The organism is Calditrichota bacterium, assembly GCA_014359355.1.
In the GTDB taxonomy this organism is placed as follows: domain Bacteria; phylum Zhuqueibacterota; class Zhuqueibacteria; order JANLFK01; family Oleimicrobiaceae; genus Oleimicrobium.
In genome coordinates this window covers 14,748-31,466 of the sequence record JACIZP010000012.1, presented here as the reverse complement: position 1 = coordinate 31,466, position 16,719 = coordinate 14,748, and the positions used below count along the sequence as shown (strand labels likewise).

General features: G+C 61.2%; 17 protein-coding genes. All 17 read right to left on the bottom strand.

The window, feature by feature from the left end; all coding sequences use genetic code 11:
* Positions 1-54: 54 nt before the first annotated feature.
* The 17 genes from H5U38_00545 to H5U38_00465 all read right to left on the bottom strand — a co-directional run bounded on the left by H5U38_00545 (position 55) and on the right by H5U38_00465 (position 16,382).
* Positions 55-1,302, bottom strand: a complete 1,248-nt coding sequence (locus H5U38_00545) for an ABC transporter ATP-binding protein (protein MBC7185500.1) — start codon at positions 1,300-1,302, stop codon at positions 55-57.
* 61 nt (positions 1,303-1,363) lie between these two features.
* Entirely contained in the window at positions 1,364-1,708 is a 345-nt protein-coding gene (locus tag H5U38_00540; protein ID MBC7185499.1) for a four helix bundle protein, read from the bottom strand.
* 85 nt (positions 1,709-1,793) lie between these two features.
* The gene (locus H5U38_00535; GenBank protein ID MBC7185498.1) at positions 1,794-2,708 is read right to left on the bottom strand and encodes an ABC transporter permease; all 915 of its coding nucleotides are present in this window, start codon (positions 2,706-2,708) and stop codon (positions 1,794-1,796) included.
* 243 nt (positions 2,709-2,951) lie between these two features.
* The gene (locus H5U38_00530) at positions 2,952-3,368 is read right to left on the bottom strand and encodes an NAD-dependent epimerase/dehydratase family protein (protein MBC7185497.1); all 417 of its coding nucleotides are present in this window, start codon (positions 3,366-3,368) and stop codon (positions 2,952-2,954) included.
* A gap of 452 nt (positions 3,369-3,820) precedes the next feature.
* Entirely contained in the window at positions 3,821-4,705 is an 885-nt protein-coding gene (locus H5U38_00525) for a decaprenyl-phosphate phosphoribosyltransferase (protein ID MBC7185496.1), read from the bottom strand.
* A 299-nt stretch (positions 4,706-5,004) separates the two neighbouring features.
* The gene (locus H5U38_00520; GenBank protein ID MBC7185495.1) at positions 5,005-5,379 is read right to left on the bottom strand and encodes a nucleotidyltransferase domain-containing protein; all 375 of its coding nucleotides are present in this window, start codon (positions 5,377-5,379) and stop codon (positions 5,005-5,007) included.
* Positions 5,324-5,722, bottom strand: a complete 399-nt coding sequence (locus tag H5U38_00515; protein ID MBC7185494.1) for a HEPN domain-containing protein — start codon at positions 5,720-5,722, stop codon at positions 5,324-5,326. The genes H5U38_00520 and H5U38_00515 overlap by 56 nt, the downstream gene beginning before the upstream one ends.
* Before the next feature lie 445 nt (positions 5,723-6,167).
* The gene (locus H5U38_00510; protein ID MBC7185493.1) at positions 6,168-6,551 is read right to left on the bottom strand and encodes a nucleotidyltransferase domain-containing protein; all 384 of its coding nucleotides are present in this window, start codon (positions 6,549-6,551) and stop codon (positions 6,168-6,170) included.
* Complete coding sequence (locus H5U38_00505) at positions 6,508-6,897, bottom strand: HEPN domain-containing protein (GenBank protein MBC7185492.1); 390 nt, start codon at positions 6,895-6,897, stop codon at positions 6,508-6,510. The genes H5U38_00510 and H5U38_00505 overlap by 44 nt, the downstream gene beginning before the upstream one ends.
* A gap of 637 nt (positions 6,898-7,534) precedes the next feature.
* Entirely contained in the window at positions 7,535-8,674 is a 1,140-nt protein-coding gene (gene wecB / locus H5U38_00500; GenBank protein MBC7185491.1) for a UDP-N-acetylglucosamine 2-epimerase (non-hydrolyzing), read from the bottom strand.
* Positions 8,675-8,813: 139 nt separating this feature from the next.
* Positions 8,814-9,197: a GxxExxY protein gene (locus H5U38_00495; GenBank protein ID MBC7185490.1), complete on the bottom strand. Its 384-nt coding sequence runs from the start codon at positions 9,195-9,197 to the stop codon at positions 8,814-8,816.
* A gap of 260 nt (positions 9,198-9,457) precedes the next feature.
* The gene (locus H5U38_00490) at positions 9,458-11,038 is read right to left on the bottom strand and encodes a Gfo/Idh/MocA family oxidoreductase (GenBank protein ID MBC7185489.1); all 1,581 of its coding nucleotides are present in this window, start codon (positions 11,036-11,038) and stop codon (positions 9,458-9,460) included.
* The gene (locus H5U38_00485) at positions 11,031-12,053 is read right to left on the bottom strand and encodes an SDR family oxidoreductase (protein ID MBC7185488.1); all 1,023 of its coding nucleotides are present in this window, start codon (positions 12,051-12,053) and stop codon (positions 11,031-11,033) included. The genes H5U38_00490 and H5U38_00485 overlap by 8 nt, the downstream gene beginning before the upstream one ends.
* Positions 12,054-12,063: 10 nt before the next feature.
* A complete protein-coding gene (locus H5U38_00480; protein MBC7185487.1) occupies positions 12,064-12,645 on the bottom strand; it encodes a UpxY family transcription antiterminator in 582 nt (193 codons plus the stop codon).
* 264 nt (positions 12,646-12,909) lie between these two features.
* On the bottom strand, positions 12,910-15,249 hold the full coding sequence (locus H5U38_00475; protein MBC7185486.1) for a polysaccharide biosynthesis tyrosine autokinase: 2,340 nt from the start codon (positions 15,247-15,249) through the stop codon (positions 12,910-12,912).
* A 24-nt stretch (positions 15,250-15,273) separates the two neighbouring features.
* Positions 15,274-15,771, bottom strand: a complete 498-nt coding sequence (locus H5U38_00470) for an SLBB domain-containing protein (GenBank protein ID MBC7185485.1) — start codon at positions 15,769-15,771, stop codon at positions 15,274-15,276.
* Positions 15,768-16,382 (bottom strand): hypothetical protein, encoded by a 615-nt coding sequence (locus tag H5U38_00465; protein MBC7185484.1) that lies wholly within the window; start codon positions 16,380-16,382, stop codon positions 15,768-15,770. The genes H5U38_00470 and H5U38_00465 overlap by 4 nt, the downstream gene beginning before the upstream one ends.
* Between the last annotated feature and the right edge of the window lie 337 nt (positions 16,383-16,719).

The following is a 16,719-nucleotide window of genomic DNA, read 5'->3' as shown; positions in this document are numbered from 1 at the left end:
TTGCCAAACATAAGCATTGAGCTGGACTGAACTCACATCCACCAAATAACCAGTTCAGAGCCTTTGCCACAATGAAGGGACAAGCACTGGATAACCTGTGGACTCCACGAACTCACTCTCTGTGAAGTGGCCAGATTCTACCGCCAGAACAAAGCAATCACGGAGCCAATCGATAGGTACATGGCCTGCTCCCAACCAGAGATTCACCCGATAACGCCCAGGCGCCAGAGGGAGACTATCCAGCCTAGCTACAATCTGTGTATTCCCGTTTCGGATTGCGAACTCCTGTCCCATGTGGCGAGAGTATAACTGGAATAGCGGGACTCCTTGATGTGTTAAAATAGCAATAGCCACTTCAGCAAAGAGATCACCCCTGGCAGAAGGTGAACGGGAGATGTGAAAAGCGAATTCCACTGGCATACCAGTCCGTGGCGGATTCGGCCGCACTTCGAAATTTTCAATCATTGCACGCTGGTCACCCTGGCGCTCTCTTGGTGAGAACACGTTATCTTGCCAATCAGCCATTAAGTACTGATCTACTACTTCGATCACACTTCCGCTGTGAATAACCTGGCCAGCATCCAGAAGGACTGCTCGTGAACACAGATTTAGCACTGCCGCCATATTATGGCTCACGAACAACACCGTCCGCCCTTCTCTTGCCACATCGCCCATCTTGCCCAAACACTTCTTCTGAAACGCCGCATCCCCCACCGCCAGCACTTCGTCCACCAGCAGGATTTCCGGCTCCAGGTGGGCGGCCACGGCAAAGGCCAGGCGCACGTACATGCCGCTGGAGTAGTGCTTCACCGGCGTGTCTATGAACTTTTCGATTTCGGCGAAATCCACGATCTCGTCGAATTTGCGCTCGATTTCGGCCTTTTTCATGCCCAGGATAGCGCCGTTCAGGTAGATGTTCTCCCGCCCGGTCAGTTCGGGGTGGAAGCCGGTACCCACTTCCAGGAGTGAGCCTACCCGTCCGCGGATTTCAGCGTAGCCCTCGGTCGGCTCGGTGATGCGGGAGAGAATCTTGAGCAGCGTGCTCTTGCCCGCCCCGTTGCGCCCGATGATGCCCACCACTTCGCCGTGCTTGACCTCAAAGGAGACATCCTTCAGCGCCCAAATGGTCTCGTTCAGGTTTGCCGCACCGTACGCCTGCCCACGCAGCAGGCTGCTCACCCGGCGGAAGGGTGCAGCGAAGGCATCGCTGAGCGTATCGCGCAGGGTGCGGTAGCGCTCCTGCTTCCCGCCGATGCGATACATCTTGCCCAGACCTTCGACGCGAATGGCAATGTCGCTCATGGTGACTTCGGATTTCGAATTGCAAATTGCGGATTGAGTATCAACGGCCCTGGCTGCGGTGTCATTTGGCGGTCTTGCCGGAGCCAGTGAAGATGGCCAGCGGTTCCTCGGCTTCTCGCAGCAGCCAACGGCATTCTTCAGCGCCACCAAGATCGGCTTCCTGAAGCAGTTCCAGCCAATACTGTGTCTCATTGGCTTCCTTCTCCACAACGCCAATCTTGTGGATGAAGTCATCGCGTGGTTCGGCTCGATTGGCCTCGCGATAGTTTGCACCAATAGACGTGCCCGATCTCAACAACTGATGTCCCAACACATCGGCCACCCTGTTCTTCGGCAATGCCCCGACGAACCGAACCACGCGCAACGCGAACTCCTTCGTTCGGGCTTCTAACTCGTTCTTATCCATCCCCCCCGCCTGATTTCGAATTTCGAACTGCGAATTGCGGATTGCGGATTTTTAAATTCGAAATTCGCAATCCGAAATCCGCAATTCAAACCACATCCGCGAACGTCTTCTCCATGCGCCGGAAGTAGAACGCACCGCTGACCAGCAGCGCCACCGCCACCAGCGACGAAACGATGATCATCGGCCCCGGCGCAGTGTTCGTGTTCAGCAGCGCCCAGCGGAAGCCCTCGATCACACCGGTCATGGGGTTGATGCCGTACAGTGTGCGCAGCACGTCGTTCTGGATCAGGCTGCTGGGATAGGCAATCGGTGTGGCGAACATCCAGAACTGTGTCAGGAATGGGACGACGTAGCGCACATCGCGGAACTGCACGTTCATTGCCGAGAGCCACATGCCCACACCTAGCGCTGTGACGAACGCCAGCAACAGCAGCAATGGCAGAAAGACTACGTTGATCGTCGGGACAATGCCATAGGCGAGCATCATCCCCAGTAACACGATAAACGCCAGCGCGAAGTCCACCACCCCGGAGACGACCGCCGAGATAGGAATGACCAGGCGCGGGAAGTAGATCTTCTTGATCAGGTTGGCCGCCCCCACCAGGCTGTTCGACGACTGACTCATCCCGTTGGCGAAGAACGTCCAGGGGACAAGTGCCGCGTAGCTGAAGATAGGGTACGGGATGCCGTCCGAGGGGATTTTCGCCAGTTTCCCGAAAAACAGGCTGAAGACGACCATGGTAAACAACGGCTGAATGATCGCCCAAGCCGCGCCCAGCACCGTCTGCTTGTAGCGCACCTTCACATCGCGCCAAGTGAGGAAGTACAGCAGCTCGCGGTACTCCCACAGCTCCCGCAGCTTGAGCGACACCCATCCCCGCGATGGCTCGATACGCAGATGATAGATCGGTTTCGGCTCAGCTTGCCCAGGAGGAGCGGTGTCAGAGGCCGTCTCGGCCTCCTGGTCGGTCGCAGTCTCCTCTATGACTTCCTGTACCATGTCAGTTCCCAATAGGCACCCTCCGCCGTTCCGACATGCGAGCGACTCGCATGCGGCCCGGCTCTATGCTATCTGGCAGACGAGGACCCCCGAAGGTATCGTACGGGGCCACAGCTTCCCCTTTCTGAAGGCCCGCTATGGAAGGTTACCACCTCGCAATCCCCGTAGCCTATTCACAACTTTACCGGTACTAGTTAACCAATATTGCCACACCTTCCCGAAACACGGCCCGCGGTGGTCAGTTCAGTAAGCACCCGGTTTCCTGCTCTCCGTCCGCATGACCAACCGGTCCCCCGCGTGGCAGGACCCACAGTGGACGCGCGCCTCCTTGCCCATCCATTCCTCCATCAGCCGGATGGCGTCCAGGAGCACCACGGGCTGGTCCAGGCCCACGGTGACGATCTCGAATTTCGGAATTCGGGTTTCCCATTGCAGAAAGGAGAGGGCGCCGAGGGTGCCGCGGGCGATGTCGTCAACATAGGTGAAATCCCGGGACTGCTGGCCATCGCCGTACACGATCACCGGCGGCCCCCCGCTGATGGCCTCATATACCGCCTTCGTCACGCGGCCAACCGCCAGCTCCTTGGCACGTTCGCAGACGAAGAGGAACTGCTCCCGCTCTCTCCACTGCGCCTCGTCCACCCCATGCTCGGACCGCATCCTCGCGCTCTCCTCGCTCGCATCAGCGCGAATCAGCCTTTAGCAGCGCCTATAACCGCGTCCTTTTCGACCGCTGATAACGCTGATACTTCCGGTGATCTTCGCCCATGACTAGGCATCCCAAGGCGCCCCTCCGAAAACCTGCCGGATGTCGATTCTCCACGTTCGCTTCGCCGCACGGACCTTCGCCGGGCTCCCGATAACCTCCCGGGGGGGCGCACAGCGTGGGTTCGCCTCGTACCGCACGAACAGAACCGCCACCTTGTTATTTGCCAGGATCCACGATCGGCACCAAGCCCGGGAAGCTCCTACTGCCCCCCCTCCGTGAGTACGGCCAGCGCGCTGCCGAAACGCCTTCTCTCTTGTGCCCCTTCATCACTCCAAATCAGTGAAGAGCATACCGGCGAAAACCCCGCCGACCCCACGATCTACCCGCCGCGCCCCCTCCTCCGTCACCGAAGATAGAGGACCACCACCACTGCTACTCCCCACAAGACAAGGTTGCCCATCATGGGAAGATCCGATATGAAGATCTGCTCGGGGCTCCCACCGAGGTTCCTGATGTGTACTAAGTAAGTGTACCGGAATATGCCATAGACCACGAATGGAAGGGTCAGCAACAGATTGCGAGTACCGAACTTCGCCACGGTCTCCTCACAAACCGTATAAAGCGCATAGGTGATCACCGAAGAAGCAGTCGCCACCGCAATCATCTGATCCAAGAACTGCAGTGAATAGTCCTGCAAGCTACGACGGTGGGACGCAGAGCCCTCACCCAAAAGGACCAATTCATGCCTGCGCTTGCCGAGGGTCACGAAGAGAGCCAAAAAAGTGGTGCACAGGAGAAGCCACGACGATATCGGCACGCCAATTAGCTCCGCGCCGGCAATGGCGCGCAGCACATACGCCAGCGACACGATGATGACGTCAATGATGACGACTCTCTTGGCTCCCAGCGAATATGCGAGGAACAGACAGTAGTAGACGAGGCTTACCGCCCCAAAGGCGGGACTAAGGACTAAGCCTAGAGGAAGTGCCGCTCCCGGCAGCAGCACGGCTCCAGCTAGTGCCGCCCACATCGGCAGCCTTCCTGACGCCAGGGGCCGGTTCCTCTTGCTCGGATGGCGCCTGTCCGATTCCAGGTCCAGGATGTCATTGAGAACATAGACCGCCCCAGAGAGCATGCAGAAAAGACCAAACCCCGCAACCGTCTTGAGCAGCATGGCCGGGTGCAACAGATTCTTGGAAAAAACCAGCGCCACAAAGATGAGCACGTTCTCGATCCACTGCTTTGGCCGCAGAGCTTGAAAGAAAGATATCACTACCTTGCCCACCATTGCTGCACCTGCTAAGGTCCACTATTCGGGATCGGAGCCTTGACCTGATCCTCGCCAACGCGCGCGTATGTTCAGCCAGTCATCCGGCGCAGATCTTGTCACCAACTCCCGGTGATCAGCAATGTCGTGTTCAACCGCTCGCGGCCCTGATATTCGCTCATCCTCGGTGATAGCCAGCAATGAGCTCGCGCCACCATCCGTGGCTATCTGCGGTTAAAGAAACCGCGCGGTAGATAGTCTTTTCGATCTCCTCAGCGCTCGTCTGCGGCCACCAGTAGTCCTCTTCAACCGCCGATAGCCTATCTGTCCGTGCCTGTGGCTACTCCCCGTGCAGCGAGGAGGACGCTTCCCTGCAGCGCCTTTTTCATCGCCGGCGGCACCTCAGGGCCCGAAATCAGTAGGTCCAAGCCTACGTCCAACCGGCGCGAGAAGAAAAAGAAGTAAGGCCTCATGCACTCTACCGGGTTCCCCGTGAGCTCCCTGACCCTGAGGAACACGTCAACGTCGCTCGTGCCCGTATGCGTTCCACTTGCTATGGAGCCGATTAGCCGCACCTCTTGCACCTCCGGGAAGACCGCCAATGCCTCCTCCGCCACCTGCCGTAAGCGGCTGATCACCTCAGCGACATTCACGGAGATGGCCTTCACAGAACCGGATGACCTCATCTGCCGCATTCAGCGCCTCCCGCGCCTGGGTTTCCGTGAAGTAATCTGCCGGCTTGCCTGAGGCAAAACCATTGGGATAGCGCGGTGGGATATAGAACAGGTCCAGCAATCGCCCACTGTCTAACACTTCTGTCGGCACTTCCACATCCTGGCCGATCAGTTTCAGCATCTCCGTCAGGGAGGGTCCCCAGAGCGTCATGCCTCGCGCCAAGCCCAGCGCCTTGACGACCTTCTCCGCCGCTTGCTGCAGGGTGAAGCAGGCCCACTCATAGTAGCCGTACCGAATGTCTAAAAGGGCTCGTTCGTAATCACGCTTCCCCTGTTCGTACCAGTCTTTCCAGCGGTTCGCCATCAGCCTCTCTTTCGCCCCCTCGCCCAGTCAGTCGCCGCGCGCAGCCGGGCCTCCCGCGAGCTTCCCCATCCATCGCATTACGCTTTCTCGGTGGCCAGCAGCGCGCATCGGCCGCTTTTTTCAACCACTGATAACGCTGATACTTCCACTGATCTTCTCGGATCAGTAGCTATCACCAATGATACGTAGCTATCCGTGCCTATCCGTGGCTGGAAAGCCACCTCCTCACCCCCGTCTTGCATCTTATCAGCGTGCATCAGCGGTAATCAGCGCCCATCAGCGGTTTTTTGAACCGCTGATAACGCTGATACTGCCACCGATCTTCGCTGATCAGAAGCTATTCCCAATGATCCGTGGTTATCCGTGCCTATCCGTGGCTAAAAAGTCGCGTGCTCACCTCGGTGGTTGCATATTATCAGCGTATATCAGCGGTTATCGGCGCCCGTCAGCGGTTTCTCCGGCAGCCCCCCTCACGCCTCTCGAACACCCACACCACTTGTTCGGCCACCCTGCCAAAACGCTCCTGCAGTCCAGGTGAGGACCATTCCTCCTGCGTGTAGACCAGTACGTCTGCCGGCACCGGGAGGGTCGTGGTGTCCCACTCAGCAGCCCGGCGGACAAACGGCACCTTAGACTCCCGCACCACCACGATAAGGTCTACGTCGCTCCCCACTCCCCAGTCGCCGCGCGCATACGAGCCAAAGTAGCCCATGCGCACCACCTCCAGGCGCTGCTTCGCCATCTCCCTTGCCCATGCGCGCACCGCTGCATCCACGCTCCGGGCATCAGGCCATGTGCGCACGCACGAACGCAAGGATCTCACTGGCATACGAGATCGCCTCCTGGCTCTGCAGGGGGCCGTAATGTTCGAACGGCGCACCTTCGGGGTAGCTGTTCGGGTAGCGCGGGGGTATGTAGAAGGAGTCCAGCACCCGTGCCTTGTCCAGCAGCTCTTTGGGTGGCGAGACCTCCGGCGGCAAGGCGCTCAACAGCTTCGCCACCACATGACCCCACCCCTCCTGTCCCAGATGGAGATGGAGCGCCTTCACCGCCTTCTCGGCGGCCTGCTGGGCAGCAAAACAGGCCCACTCATGCCGTCCCGCGCCACGAGAATCCTCTGCCTGCTGCAGATCCCGCTCCGCCTGCCTGTACCAGTCCCGCGCGCGGTTCGCCATAATGTTTCAGGCCTCCCTTGCCGCTATCAACGCCCACCACCAGCTTTGCAACTGCTCATAGCACTGATACCACCGCTGATCCTCGCCGATCCGTGACCATTACCAATCATCCGCGGCTATCCGTGCCTATCCGTGCTTAAAAAGCCACGTGATCGCACCGCGTGTTGCATCTCATCAGCGTACATCAGCAGGTGTCAGCGCCCATCAGCCGTTTCTTTCAACCACTGATAACACTGATACTAAGAGCGATCGTCGCCGATCCCTCACTACTGCCAATCATCCGCGGCTATCCGTGCCTATCCGTGGTCAAAAAGTCGCGTTATCACCCGGTGGTTCCATATCATCAGCGTGCATCAGCGGTAATCAGCGCCCATCAGCCGCTTTTTTCAACCACTGATAACACTGATACTTCCACTGATCTTCTCGGATCAGTAGCTATCACCAATGATACGTAGCTATCCGTGCCCATCCGTGGTTAGAAAATCCACCTCATCACCTTGCTACCTTGGATCGCCTCTTCGCACTGGCTCGGCGGCGGGTCATAGCCCTCTACCGGTGCGCCTTCAGAGTGGTCAGCCCGCTGGCAGAGCCGCATCTGAAGAGAGCTCAGTTCCCCTGCCGGGTTCGCCATGCTGCCTCACGCCTCCTTTGCTGCGGCGGCTACGGACGCTGGGGCGCGCCTCTCCCACCACGTCACCAGGGCCGCGACGATACGCCCCGACACGTGCTCGTCCCACAGCGGCGGCACGCTGCCCCGCTTGCCGTTGCCGGCCAAGACGCGCTTGGCCTCTGCCACCAGTCGCCGCGGGTCCGTCCCGACCAGGACGTTCGTGCCCATGCTGATGGTGATGGGCCGCTCGGTGTTTTGGCGCACCGTGAGGCAGGGAACCCCCAGAATGGTCGTCTCCTCCTGCACGCCGCCAGAGTCGGTGATCACCAAACGCGCGTTGGCTTCCAACCAGAGAAAATCAACATAGCCCACCGGGTCGAGCACCACCACGCTGCCAGCCTGCTTGTCCGGCGACCACAGTCCGAACTCCCGCAGCCGCTTCTGCGTGCGCGGGTGGGCAGGGAAGACCACCTTGAGCTCCTCGGCGATCTCCTGCAGCGCGCCGAACAGGCCCGCCAGCGCATTGGGGTCATCTACGTTGGACGGACGGTGCAGGGTGACCAGACAGTAGTCGCCGCGGCTCAGCTGCAGCCTCTCGCCAACTGCTGACCGCTGCGCCTGCGGCAAAAAGGTGAGGAGCGATTCGACCATGGTGTTGCCGACAAAGTGGATCTTGTCCTCGGCGATGCCTTCGGCGCGCAGGTTGGCGTTGGCGTCCTCGCAGGTGGTGAAGAGCAGGTCGCAGAGGTGGTCGGTGAGGATGCGGTTGACCTCCTCAGGCATGGTGCGGTCGAAGGAGCGCAGGCCTGCCTCCACGTGCGCCACGGGCACGCAGAGCTTGGCGGCTGCCAAAGCCGCAGCCAAGGTGGAGTTGACGTCCCCGACGACGATGACCACGTCGGGGCGCTCGGCGTGCACCACCGGTTCGAAGGCTTCCAGCACCGCGGCGGTCTGCTCGGCGTGCGTGCCCGAGCCCACGCCTAAGTAGTGGTCCGGTTGGGGCAGGCCCAGGTCGGCCAGGAAGACGTCGGACATGTCGGCGTCATAGTGCTGCCCGGTGTGGACAAAGACCGGGGTAAAGTGCTCGGGGTAGGCGCGCAGGCCTTTCAGGATGGGGGCCACTTTCATAAAGTTGGGCCGCGCGCCTGCGACAAGCACGAGTTTCATCTTTTCACGCGAAGGACGCAAAGACCCGCAAAGGACGCAAACACTCTCCTTCTAACGTTCCCCCCACCACCCGGCGGAAAAGATTATCAGCAAACCACTCGTTTCCTTTGCGATATCCTGGCGGTCCTCGCGAGAGTACCTACTCGGGGAGTTGGTTGACAATGCGCGTGATGCCGTCTTTGAGGCGCGCGGTGTTGAAGTTGATGAGCAGGCCCAGGCGTTTGTCAGCGAGGCGCAGGTAGGTGAGCAGTTGCTTCTTGTGCACCGGCACCACCTCCTCCACTGACTTGAGCTCCACCACCACTTTATCCTCTACCAGCAGGTCCATGCGGAAGCCGACATCGATGCGCACGTTCTCATAGCGCACGGGCAAGTCTTTCTGCTGTTCCACGCGCAGGCCGCGTCTGCGCAGCTCATGGGCCAGCGCAGCCTCGTAGACGGTCTCGAAGAGTCCCGGGCCGAGTTTCGTGTGTACCGCGAACGCGGCGTTCAATACTTCTCTCGCAATGTCGTTTTCCGTCATGGGACTTTCGCGCAAAGGGCGCAAAGTTCCGCCAAGAACGCCACGACCTTTTTATTGTCCCCCCCCGCCCCCAAAAACTTGGCGACCTTTGCGGCCTTGGCGAGAGAAAGGCTCGCGCAAAGGACGCCAAGTACCGCAAAGAACGCTAAGACTTTTCTATTGTCACCCCCCACCCCAAAAACTTGGCGACCTTTGCGGACTTTGCGAGAGAAATGGAGGCGCAAAGGACGCAACGGGATGCGCATTGTTTGGGCCCTGTCTTAGCCCTCGGACACTTCTACCAGGGAGCCGGAGGTGAATTGGTAGCCGCGGGCGCAGGTGGGGCATTGGGCATGGGAGCCGTCGGGTGGCTCTTTGGCCAGTGGCAGGCGCGTACCGCATTCGCACATCCAGCCGATGAGCCGCGCCGGTGAGCCCACCACTAACCCATAGTCGGGCACGTCGCGCGTGACCACTGCCCCGGCACCGATGAACGCATGCCTGCCGATGGTCACCCCGCAGACAATCGTCGCATTCGCCCCAATGGACGCACCCTGCTTCACCAGCGTCGGCACCCACTTGCCGTACTGCGGGTACTTGGCCTTGGGGTAACGCGAGCGCGGATTGATGTCGTTGGTGAACACCGCCGACGGCCCGGCAAATACATAGTCTTCCAAGGTCACCAGGTCCCACACGTCCACGTTCGACTCTAACTTGACCCCGTTGCCGAGCACCGCCCTGCCCGCCACGAAACAGTTATGCCCGATGACACAGTTCTCGCCGATCTGCGCCCCGGCCTGCACCTGCGAATTGTGCCAGATCTTGGTGCCCTTGCCGATCTTCGCCCCCTTGTCCACCACCGCGCTCTCGTGCGCGTAAAACTCGCGCACCGGCCGTGGAGGTGGCACCTTCTTCAGGCTCGCCTCCGCCATCTCCAAGATGCGCAGGACTTCGACCCCGACGCGCGCATTGGTCAACGGCACCTTGTCCTGCTCCACGCACTCCACAAAGTGCCTCAGCTCTTCGGTGAGCGGCATCTTTTTCTCATAATCGATGGCTCGCGTCGCCCCTTCGCGCGTGACCGGCTCGCCAGCCACCCAGTCGATCCCCTTTTCGTAAAAGAGCAGCTCCTTGCGCGCGCTCGAGTCCTCGAAGGACACCATCCCCTTGGAGCCGATCACCACCAGCCGGTGCTCCTTGAACGGATGCAGCCAGCTAACAAAGATGTGACCCACCACATTGTCCGGATAGCGCAGCACGGTCATCGTCGTGTCGTGCACGTCCGGCTGCAGGAACACCCCGCCTTCGCACACCACCGCCTCCGGCAGGGCACCCACAAAGTACTGAAAGATGGAGATGTCATGCGGCGCAAAGCTCCATAGGATGTTCTCCTCGGTGCGCACCGTGCCCAAGTTGAGGCGGTTGCTGTACATGTACTGCAGCCTGCCCAGCGCCCCCTGGTCCAACAGTTCCTTTATCTTGCGAATCGCCGGATGGTAGAGCAACACATGCCCCACCATGAGTTTGCACCCCTTGCGGTCGGCAAGGTCGGCCAGCTCTGCCGCGTCCTTGGAGCTCAGGGCCAGCGGCTTTTCCACCAACACATGCTTGCCCTGCTCCAACAGGAATTTGGTCACCGCAAAGTGGCTTGCTGCCGGGGTGGCCACCACGTAGCCGTCCAGCTCCGCGGCGAGCGACTCCTGCACGCTGGCGTACACTGCCACTCCCGGATAGAGCGCCGCCATCTCCTGGCGCCGGCCGGCATCGGTCTCGACGATTGCCCGCAGCTTGCCCAACTCGTGCAGCGTCCGCACGTGATTCTTGCCCCACCGCCCTGCACCCACCACCGCAAAGTCAGCCATGCACTGTTTCCTTTCGTTGCTGTTCTGCCTCGATTCGTTCCTGTCTCATGAAGAACGCCACGCAGCGCCGCAGGCCCTCGGCAAAGTCGATCTCCGGGTTGTAGCCCAGGTACTGCCGCGCCTTGCCGATATTGGCCAACGAGTGCTTTACGTCACCAAGCCGCGGTTCCGCGTAGATCGGCTCCACATTCCGCCCCAATAGCTCATTGAGCACGCGCACCAACTCGTTGATGGTCACCCGTCTGCCATAGGCGATGTTGAACACCTCGCCGGAGCACTCCTCAGGCGCGGCTTCGCAGGCCAACAGATTGGCCTGCACCACATTGCCCACGTAGGTGAAGTCCCGCGACTGGCTGCCGTCCCCGTACACCGTAGGCCGCTCGCCCTGGGCGATGAGGCGGATGAACTTGGGGATCACCGCCGAATACTGCGAGGCCGGGTCCTGGCGCGGGCCGAACACGTTGAAGTAGCGCAGGCAGACGGTCTCCAAACCGTAGAGACGGGTGAAGACCTGGCAATACTTCTCCCCGGCCAACTTGGACACTGCATAAGGAGAGAGCGGCTTGGGCAGCATATCCTCGGTCTTGGGGAGCGTCTCCAAGTCGCCGTAAATGGACGACGATGATGCGTAGACGATGCGCCTGACACCGGTCTCCTTGGCGGCGTTGAGAATGTTGAGCGTCCCCACCACGTTCACCTCGTTGCTGGTGATGGGGTCCTTGACCGACCTGGGCACCGAGGGCAGCGCCGCCTGGTGCAGGACAAAGTCCACGCCTTCCACCGCCTCGCGCACGATGTGGTAGCTGCGCACATCGCCTTCGACGACCTCCAGCCGGCCGGCGAAATCCACCTGCGGCTGTTCATCGCGCAGGGCGGCCAGGAGCGCGGCGATGTTCTCCCGCTTGCCGGTGGCAAAGTTGTCCAGCACCCGCACCCGGTTGCCGCGCCGCAGCAGCTCTTCCACCAAGTGCGAGCCGATGAATCCACCCCCGCCGGTCACCAAATAGTGCGCCACGCTTTCCTCCTCACTCGCGCAGAGGGAGCCCCATGGAGCGCCAGCGCGCCACCCACTTGGACGCGGATTTGTCGTGCTCCTGGGAGGCGGCCACGCGCACCAATTTGCTCTGCTCGATCTCCACCAAGAGCGACTGCCCGATCACCCCCACGTTGAGCGCCACCTTCTGCCCGCAGCGAAAGTCCACCAATTCCCCTTCCACTCCAGCCAGCGGCCCCTCGACGATGCGCACGCGGTCGCCATAATGCAGCTCCTGGCTCAGCTCAAAGCTCGTCTTGCTGGCCAGCAGGGCGCGCACCGCCTCGATCTCCTCATCGCGCACCGGGGTGGGCTGGTTGCCGATGGAGACGATGCGCACCACCCCCGGCACGGTGAGCACATCGTAGCGCTTGAAGTAGGAGATGTGGGCAAAGATGTAGCAGGAAAAAAGCGGCACCTCCACGTATTTGCGGCGGTCTTTCCACTGGTGCAGGGTGCGATGCAGGGGCAGGTAGCAGTCGACGCCGTTGCCGCGCAGCTGCTTCTCCACGCGCTTTTCGTGGCGCGGCCGGGTGACAAATGCATACCAGTAGGGGTCTGTCTGGCTGATCATCGGGCTTTCGCTTTGGCCGGGCACGCTACCGCCCTGTCACTTACAGAGAGCCGCTCTCCCTGCAGAACAAGGCACGCGCGCTGCCCGCGGGCGCATACCGACGCTCGCGCGGGGCATGCGTGGAACGATGTCCACATCACCTCATCCCCTCCCAGGGGCGCTCAGTTAGCGTGGGAAGCACAACTCTCCGACCGACCCGACCTGCCTCTCCTCACCCGTGGCGCGCCCCGCTTCCCACGCAGCTTGCTCACCTCTGCGCCAGGCTCACGCGACCTCGCTGCCGCGACGCCTGCGCTTTTTCACCTTTTCCTTCTTCTTCTCCCCGTCGCCGTAGTAGTAATAGTGGTAGTAATAATAGTAGTAATAGCTGCCGTACATGTTGCTGGCGGTGATGTTGTTGAGCAGCACACCCAACACCGGCGCGTTCACCTGGTCCAGCACCTCCTTGGCCCGCAGCAACGCCTCGCGGTCGGTGCTCCCGGAGTTGACCACCAACAGCACGCCGTCCACCAGGCGCGCCAAGAGCGGCGCGTCCGTCACGGCAATCACCGGCGGAGTGTCGAATAGCACTACATCAAAGCGCTGCCGGAACTGGTCCATGCACGCCTGCATCTGTTGCGAGCCCAGGAGCTCAGATGGGTTTGGTGGCAGCACCCCGGCCGGCACCACGGTCAGGTTCTCCACCGCCGTGCTCTGCAGCACCTCGTCCAAAGTGGCCTTGCCCACCAACAGATTGGTCAGGCCCATGTCCCCGCGCAGGCCGAACAGCTTGTGCAGCACCGGGCGCCGCAGGTCGGCGTCCACCAACAGCGTGCGCGTGTTCAGCTGCGCCATGGTGATGGCCAAGTTGGCCACAGTGGTGGATTTCCCCTCCTTTGGTCCGGCGCTGGTGACTACGAGCGTGCGTACCGGCACATCGCTGCGCGCAAACTGGATGCTCGTGCGCAGGCTGCGGTAGGCCTCGGACACCGGCGACTTGGGGCGGAGATGCGTGACCAGGCGCTCCTCGATCCGCCGCGTCTCCTCGTCCAAGCGTCGGCCCGGTACCCCCTCCGGGCGGCCATCTCGCTGCGTGGCGCGGATCACCGGAATTGTGCCCATGAGGTTGAGCCCCAGCGCCTCCACGTCCTCGATACTGCGCACCGAGGTATCCATGTACTCCATGACAAAGGCAATGCCCAAGCCGAGCATCAGCCCAATGACCGCCCCAAGCATGAGGTTCACGCGCTTCTTCGGCTTCACCGGGCTGACGGGCACCTCCGCCCGGTCGATGATGGTGACATTGCCCAGCTGCCCCACCTCGGTGATGCGCGACTCCTGGTATTTTTCCTGGAGCATGACGTAGAGTTTCTCGTCCACCTGAGCGGCACGTTGCAGGCGGGCTAGTTCCAAGGCCTTCTCCGGCAAAGCCTCCATCTCGCGGTTGAAGCGGTTGACGATCCCCTGCAACGCCTCCACGCGCGGTTGTAGCGACTGCAGCTCGGTCTCCACCTCGATCTTGCGCTGGAAAAGGGCGGTGGACACGCTCATAGGGTCGAGCATCTCGGAGGCGGCGAGGCGCGTGACCTCCTCCTTGAACTTGTCCTTGAGGGCCTCGATCTGCTTCTGCCGCAACTGGATGTCGCTGCGCTTTTCCTCAAGCGCGCCTACCTCCACCAACTGGGCCATGAACACGGCCAAGCTGGCTTCCTTCTCTGCCAACTGCCGCTTGATCTCCTGTAGGTAGGGGCTGGCCGACACCGCGTCGATGTCAAAGTGCTGCCGGCTCTTTTCCAACTGCTCGTCGATGAACTTGAGCCGCTCCTTGTTTTCGGCAAGGGCCGTCTGCGCTTCCTTGAGCATGGACTCGAACTCGGCGGCCTTGCTCACCAAAGCTTCCGTTTCCTTGTCCAGGGACACCACCCGCTCGCGCTCCTTGTAGGCGCGCAAGGCCTCTTCGGAGCGGCTGAGCTGCTCCTGGATGAGCCCCAACTGCTCTTCCAAGAACTGCTTCACCTGGCGCACCTCGGCCTGGCTCTGCGCCTGGTTGAACTTTTTGAACTCGTCGGCAATGGTGTTGGTGACAAAGGCCGCCTCAAAGGCCGAGGGGGCCTCGAAGGAGAGGTTGATCATGTCACTGCTGCGCACCGGCGTCACCTTGATCCCACTGCGGATCGCCTTGATGGCCGCCTCCCGACGGGCGCGCGCCTGCTCCTCGAGAGGAAGCGCCTTCGGGCCGCCGAACAGGCCAAGTCGTCGCCCCCCGCGCTTTTTGCCGTTCTCCGGCTCGTTGCCCAAGATGCGCAGCGTGGCTGCATGCGGCGAGGCCTCCAAGCTCTGCACCACCCTCTCCGCCACCGACCGGCTCTTCAAGATCTCCACCTGGTTGTTGATCATGGTCTCTTTCTTCATGTAGCCGGTGACGTCGAACACCATCCTGCCGACGCCGCCCTCATCCTGGATCATGAGCTTGGCAGTAGCCTCGTAGATGGGCTCGGCGCGGAAGGTGAAGAAAGCGGTGGAGCCCACGACCGCTAAGAAGCAGATGAGGATGATCCACCGCGCCCGGTAAAGGACGCGCATATAGTCCTTCAGGGACAACTGTCGCTGGATAGGCTCTTGCATGACGTGTACCTCAGCAGCGGGCGGTTAGCGCCTAAAGTAGTAGTCTATCATTGCTACGACTTGCACCACCAAGCCGATGCGCCAGACGAATTCGAAGAATTTGCTGACAAAGTGGAAGGTGGTGCCCGAGACCACCACGGTGTCGCCCGGCTTCAGCCTGGGGATCATGGAGGCATCGGCGGATTTGAGGAACTTTTTCACGTCCACCTCGATGACCTGCGCCGCGCCGCTATCGCCGCCGCTTGCGCGAATCACCTTGACGCTCTTGATCTTGGCTTCCTCCTGCGGCCCGCCCGCATAGGAAAGCAGGCTGATGAGGTCGGTGTCGTAGGGAACCATGTACTGGCCCGGCTGCCGGACAAAGCCCCACACGTTGACCTGCATGAGGATTTCGTCCTCTTTGCCTAAGAAGTAGCGGGCCGCCTGGGGTGCAGTGGTCTGCTGCGCCACGGCAAGTCCTGCGCACAGCAGCACGGCGCTGGCCACCCAAGCATAGCATGCCGCCTGTCTCGTCATTGTCACCGTACTGTCTCCCTCTCGCGTCCCCGCCCCGTGCCAATCAATCTCACCGTAGTGCTGGCCGCCCACGGCCGCCTTGTGTCTAGGCGGTCTAGGCCTCGCGCCGCGCGCCAGTGCGGCGCTCCGCATCTCGCCACCGAGCCTCGGGCGCGCCCCTCTCGCCCCGGTCTCCCTTGCTCCTTGAGCTGAAGGCCCATCTCACGCCAGCTCGCCACATCGACCACGGCGCCCAGCAGGGACACTCCCATCGGCCGCGGGATACCGGCCGCCGCCCGGCGAATGGGCTTAGCCCGGAGGGTGGAATCCCCCACCATGCGGGCATACACGCCGCCGCACACAAATGTTCTTCTGTGGGAATTCATCGTTGGCAGGTGGCTGAGCGGCATGTCCTCGCCTGAGCAGGCGAGCGCCTCGGCCTCGCGCAAGAAGTTGGCCTGCGTCTCTCCCTCGTCGCTGGTGAGGCACCGCGCTTTGGCGAGGCGGGTCGGGGCGCTCGTGGCGCGTGCGCCGTGCTGGCCGTACTCCGGCCTCTCCCCTGGCCGGGCTGGAGCCCCGAGCGTGCGCAGGCTCGTCTGCTCCCCTCTGCTGATCCGTGATCGTACCGTGATCGTCATCTACCTCTCCCGGATCGTCACCAGCACAGCGGTCACAACTCTAAAGTCAAGGGTCGGCGGCGATCAGAGAACGCCGTTCCGACAAGAACGCTTACCGTGTCGAGTGCCTCAAGGCACCCCGCGCTTCCCGTCTCACCGCAACCCATCCAACCCTGTTGTGCTCTTGAGGTCCCTGCCCCCTGGAGAAGAGCGTGAAGAGTCATCCGCATCACCCTGTGCAGGGCTGCCGCGGACAGCGGCGCAGTAGTCTCGTTACCTCAGAAAGGACTGTGATCAGGCATAGTAGAGCACATCCCCTGTTCCCTGAACAAGTCCCCTTTGTTGCCTGGCAGCAGAG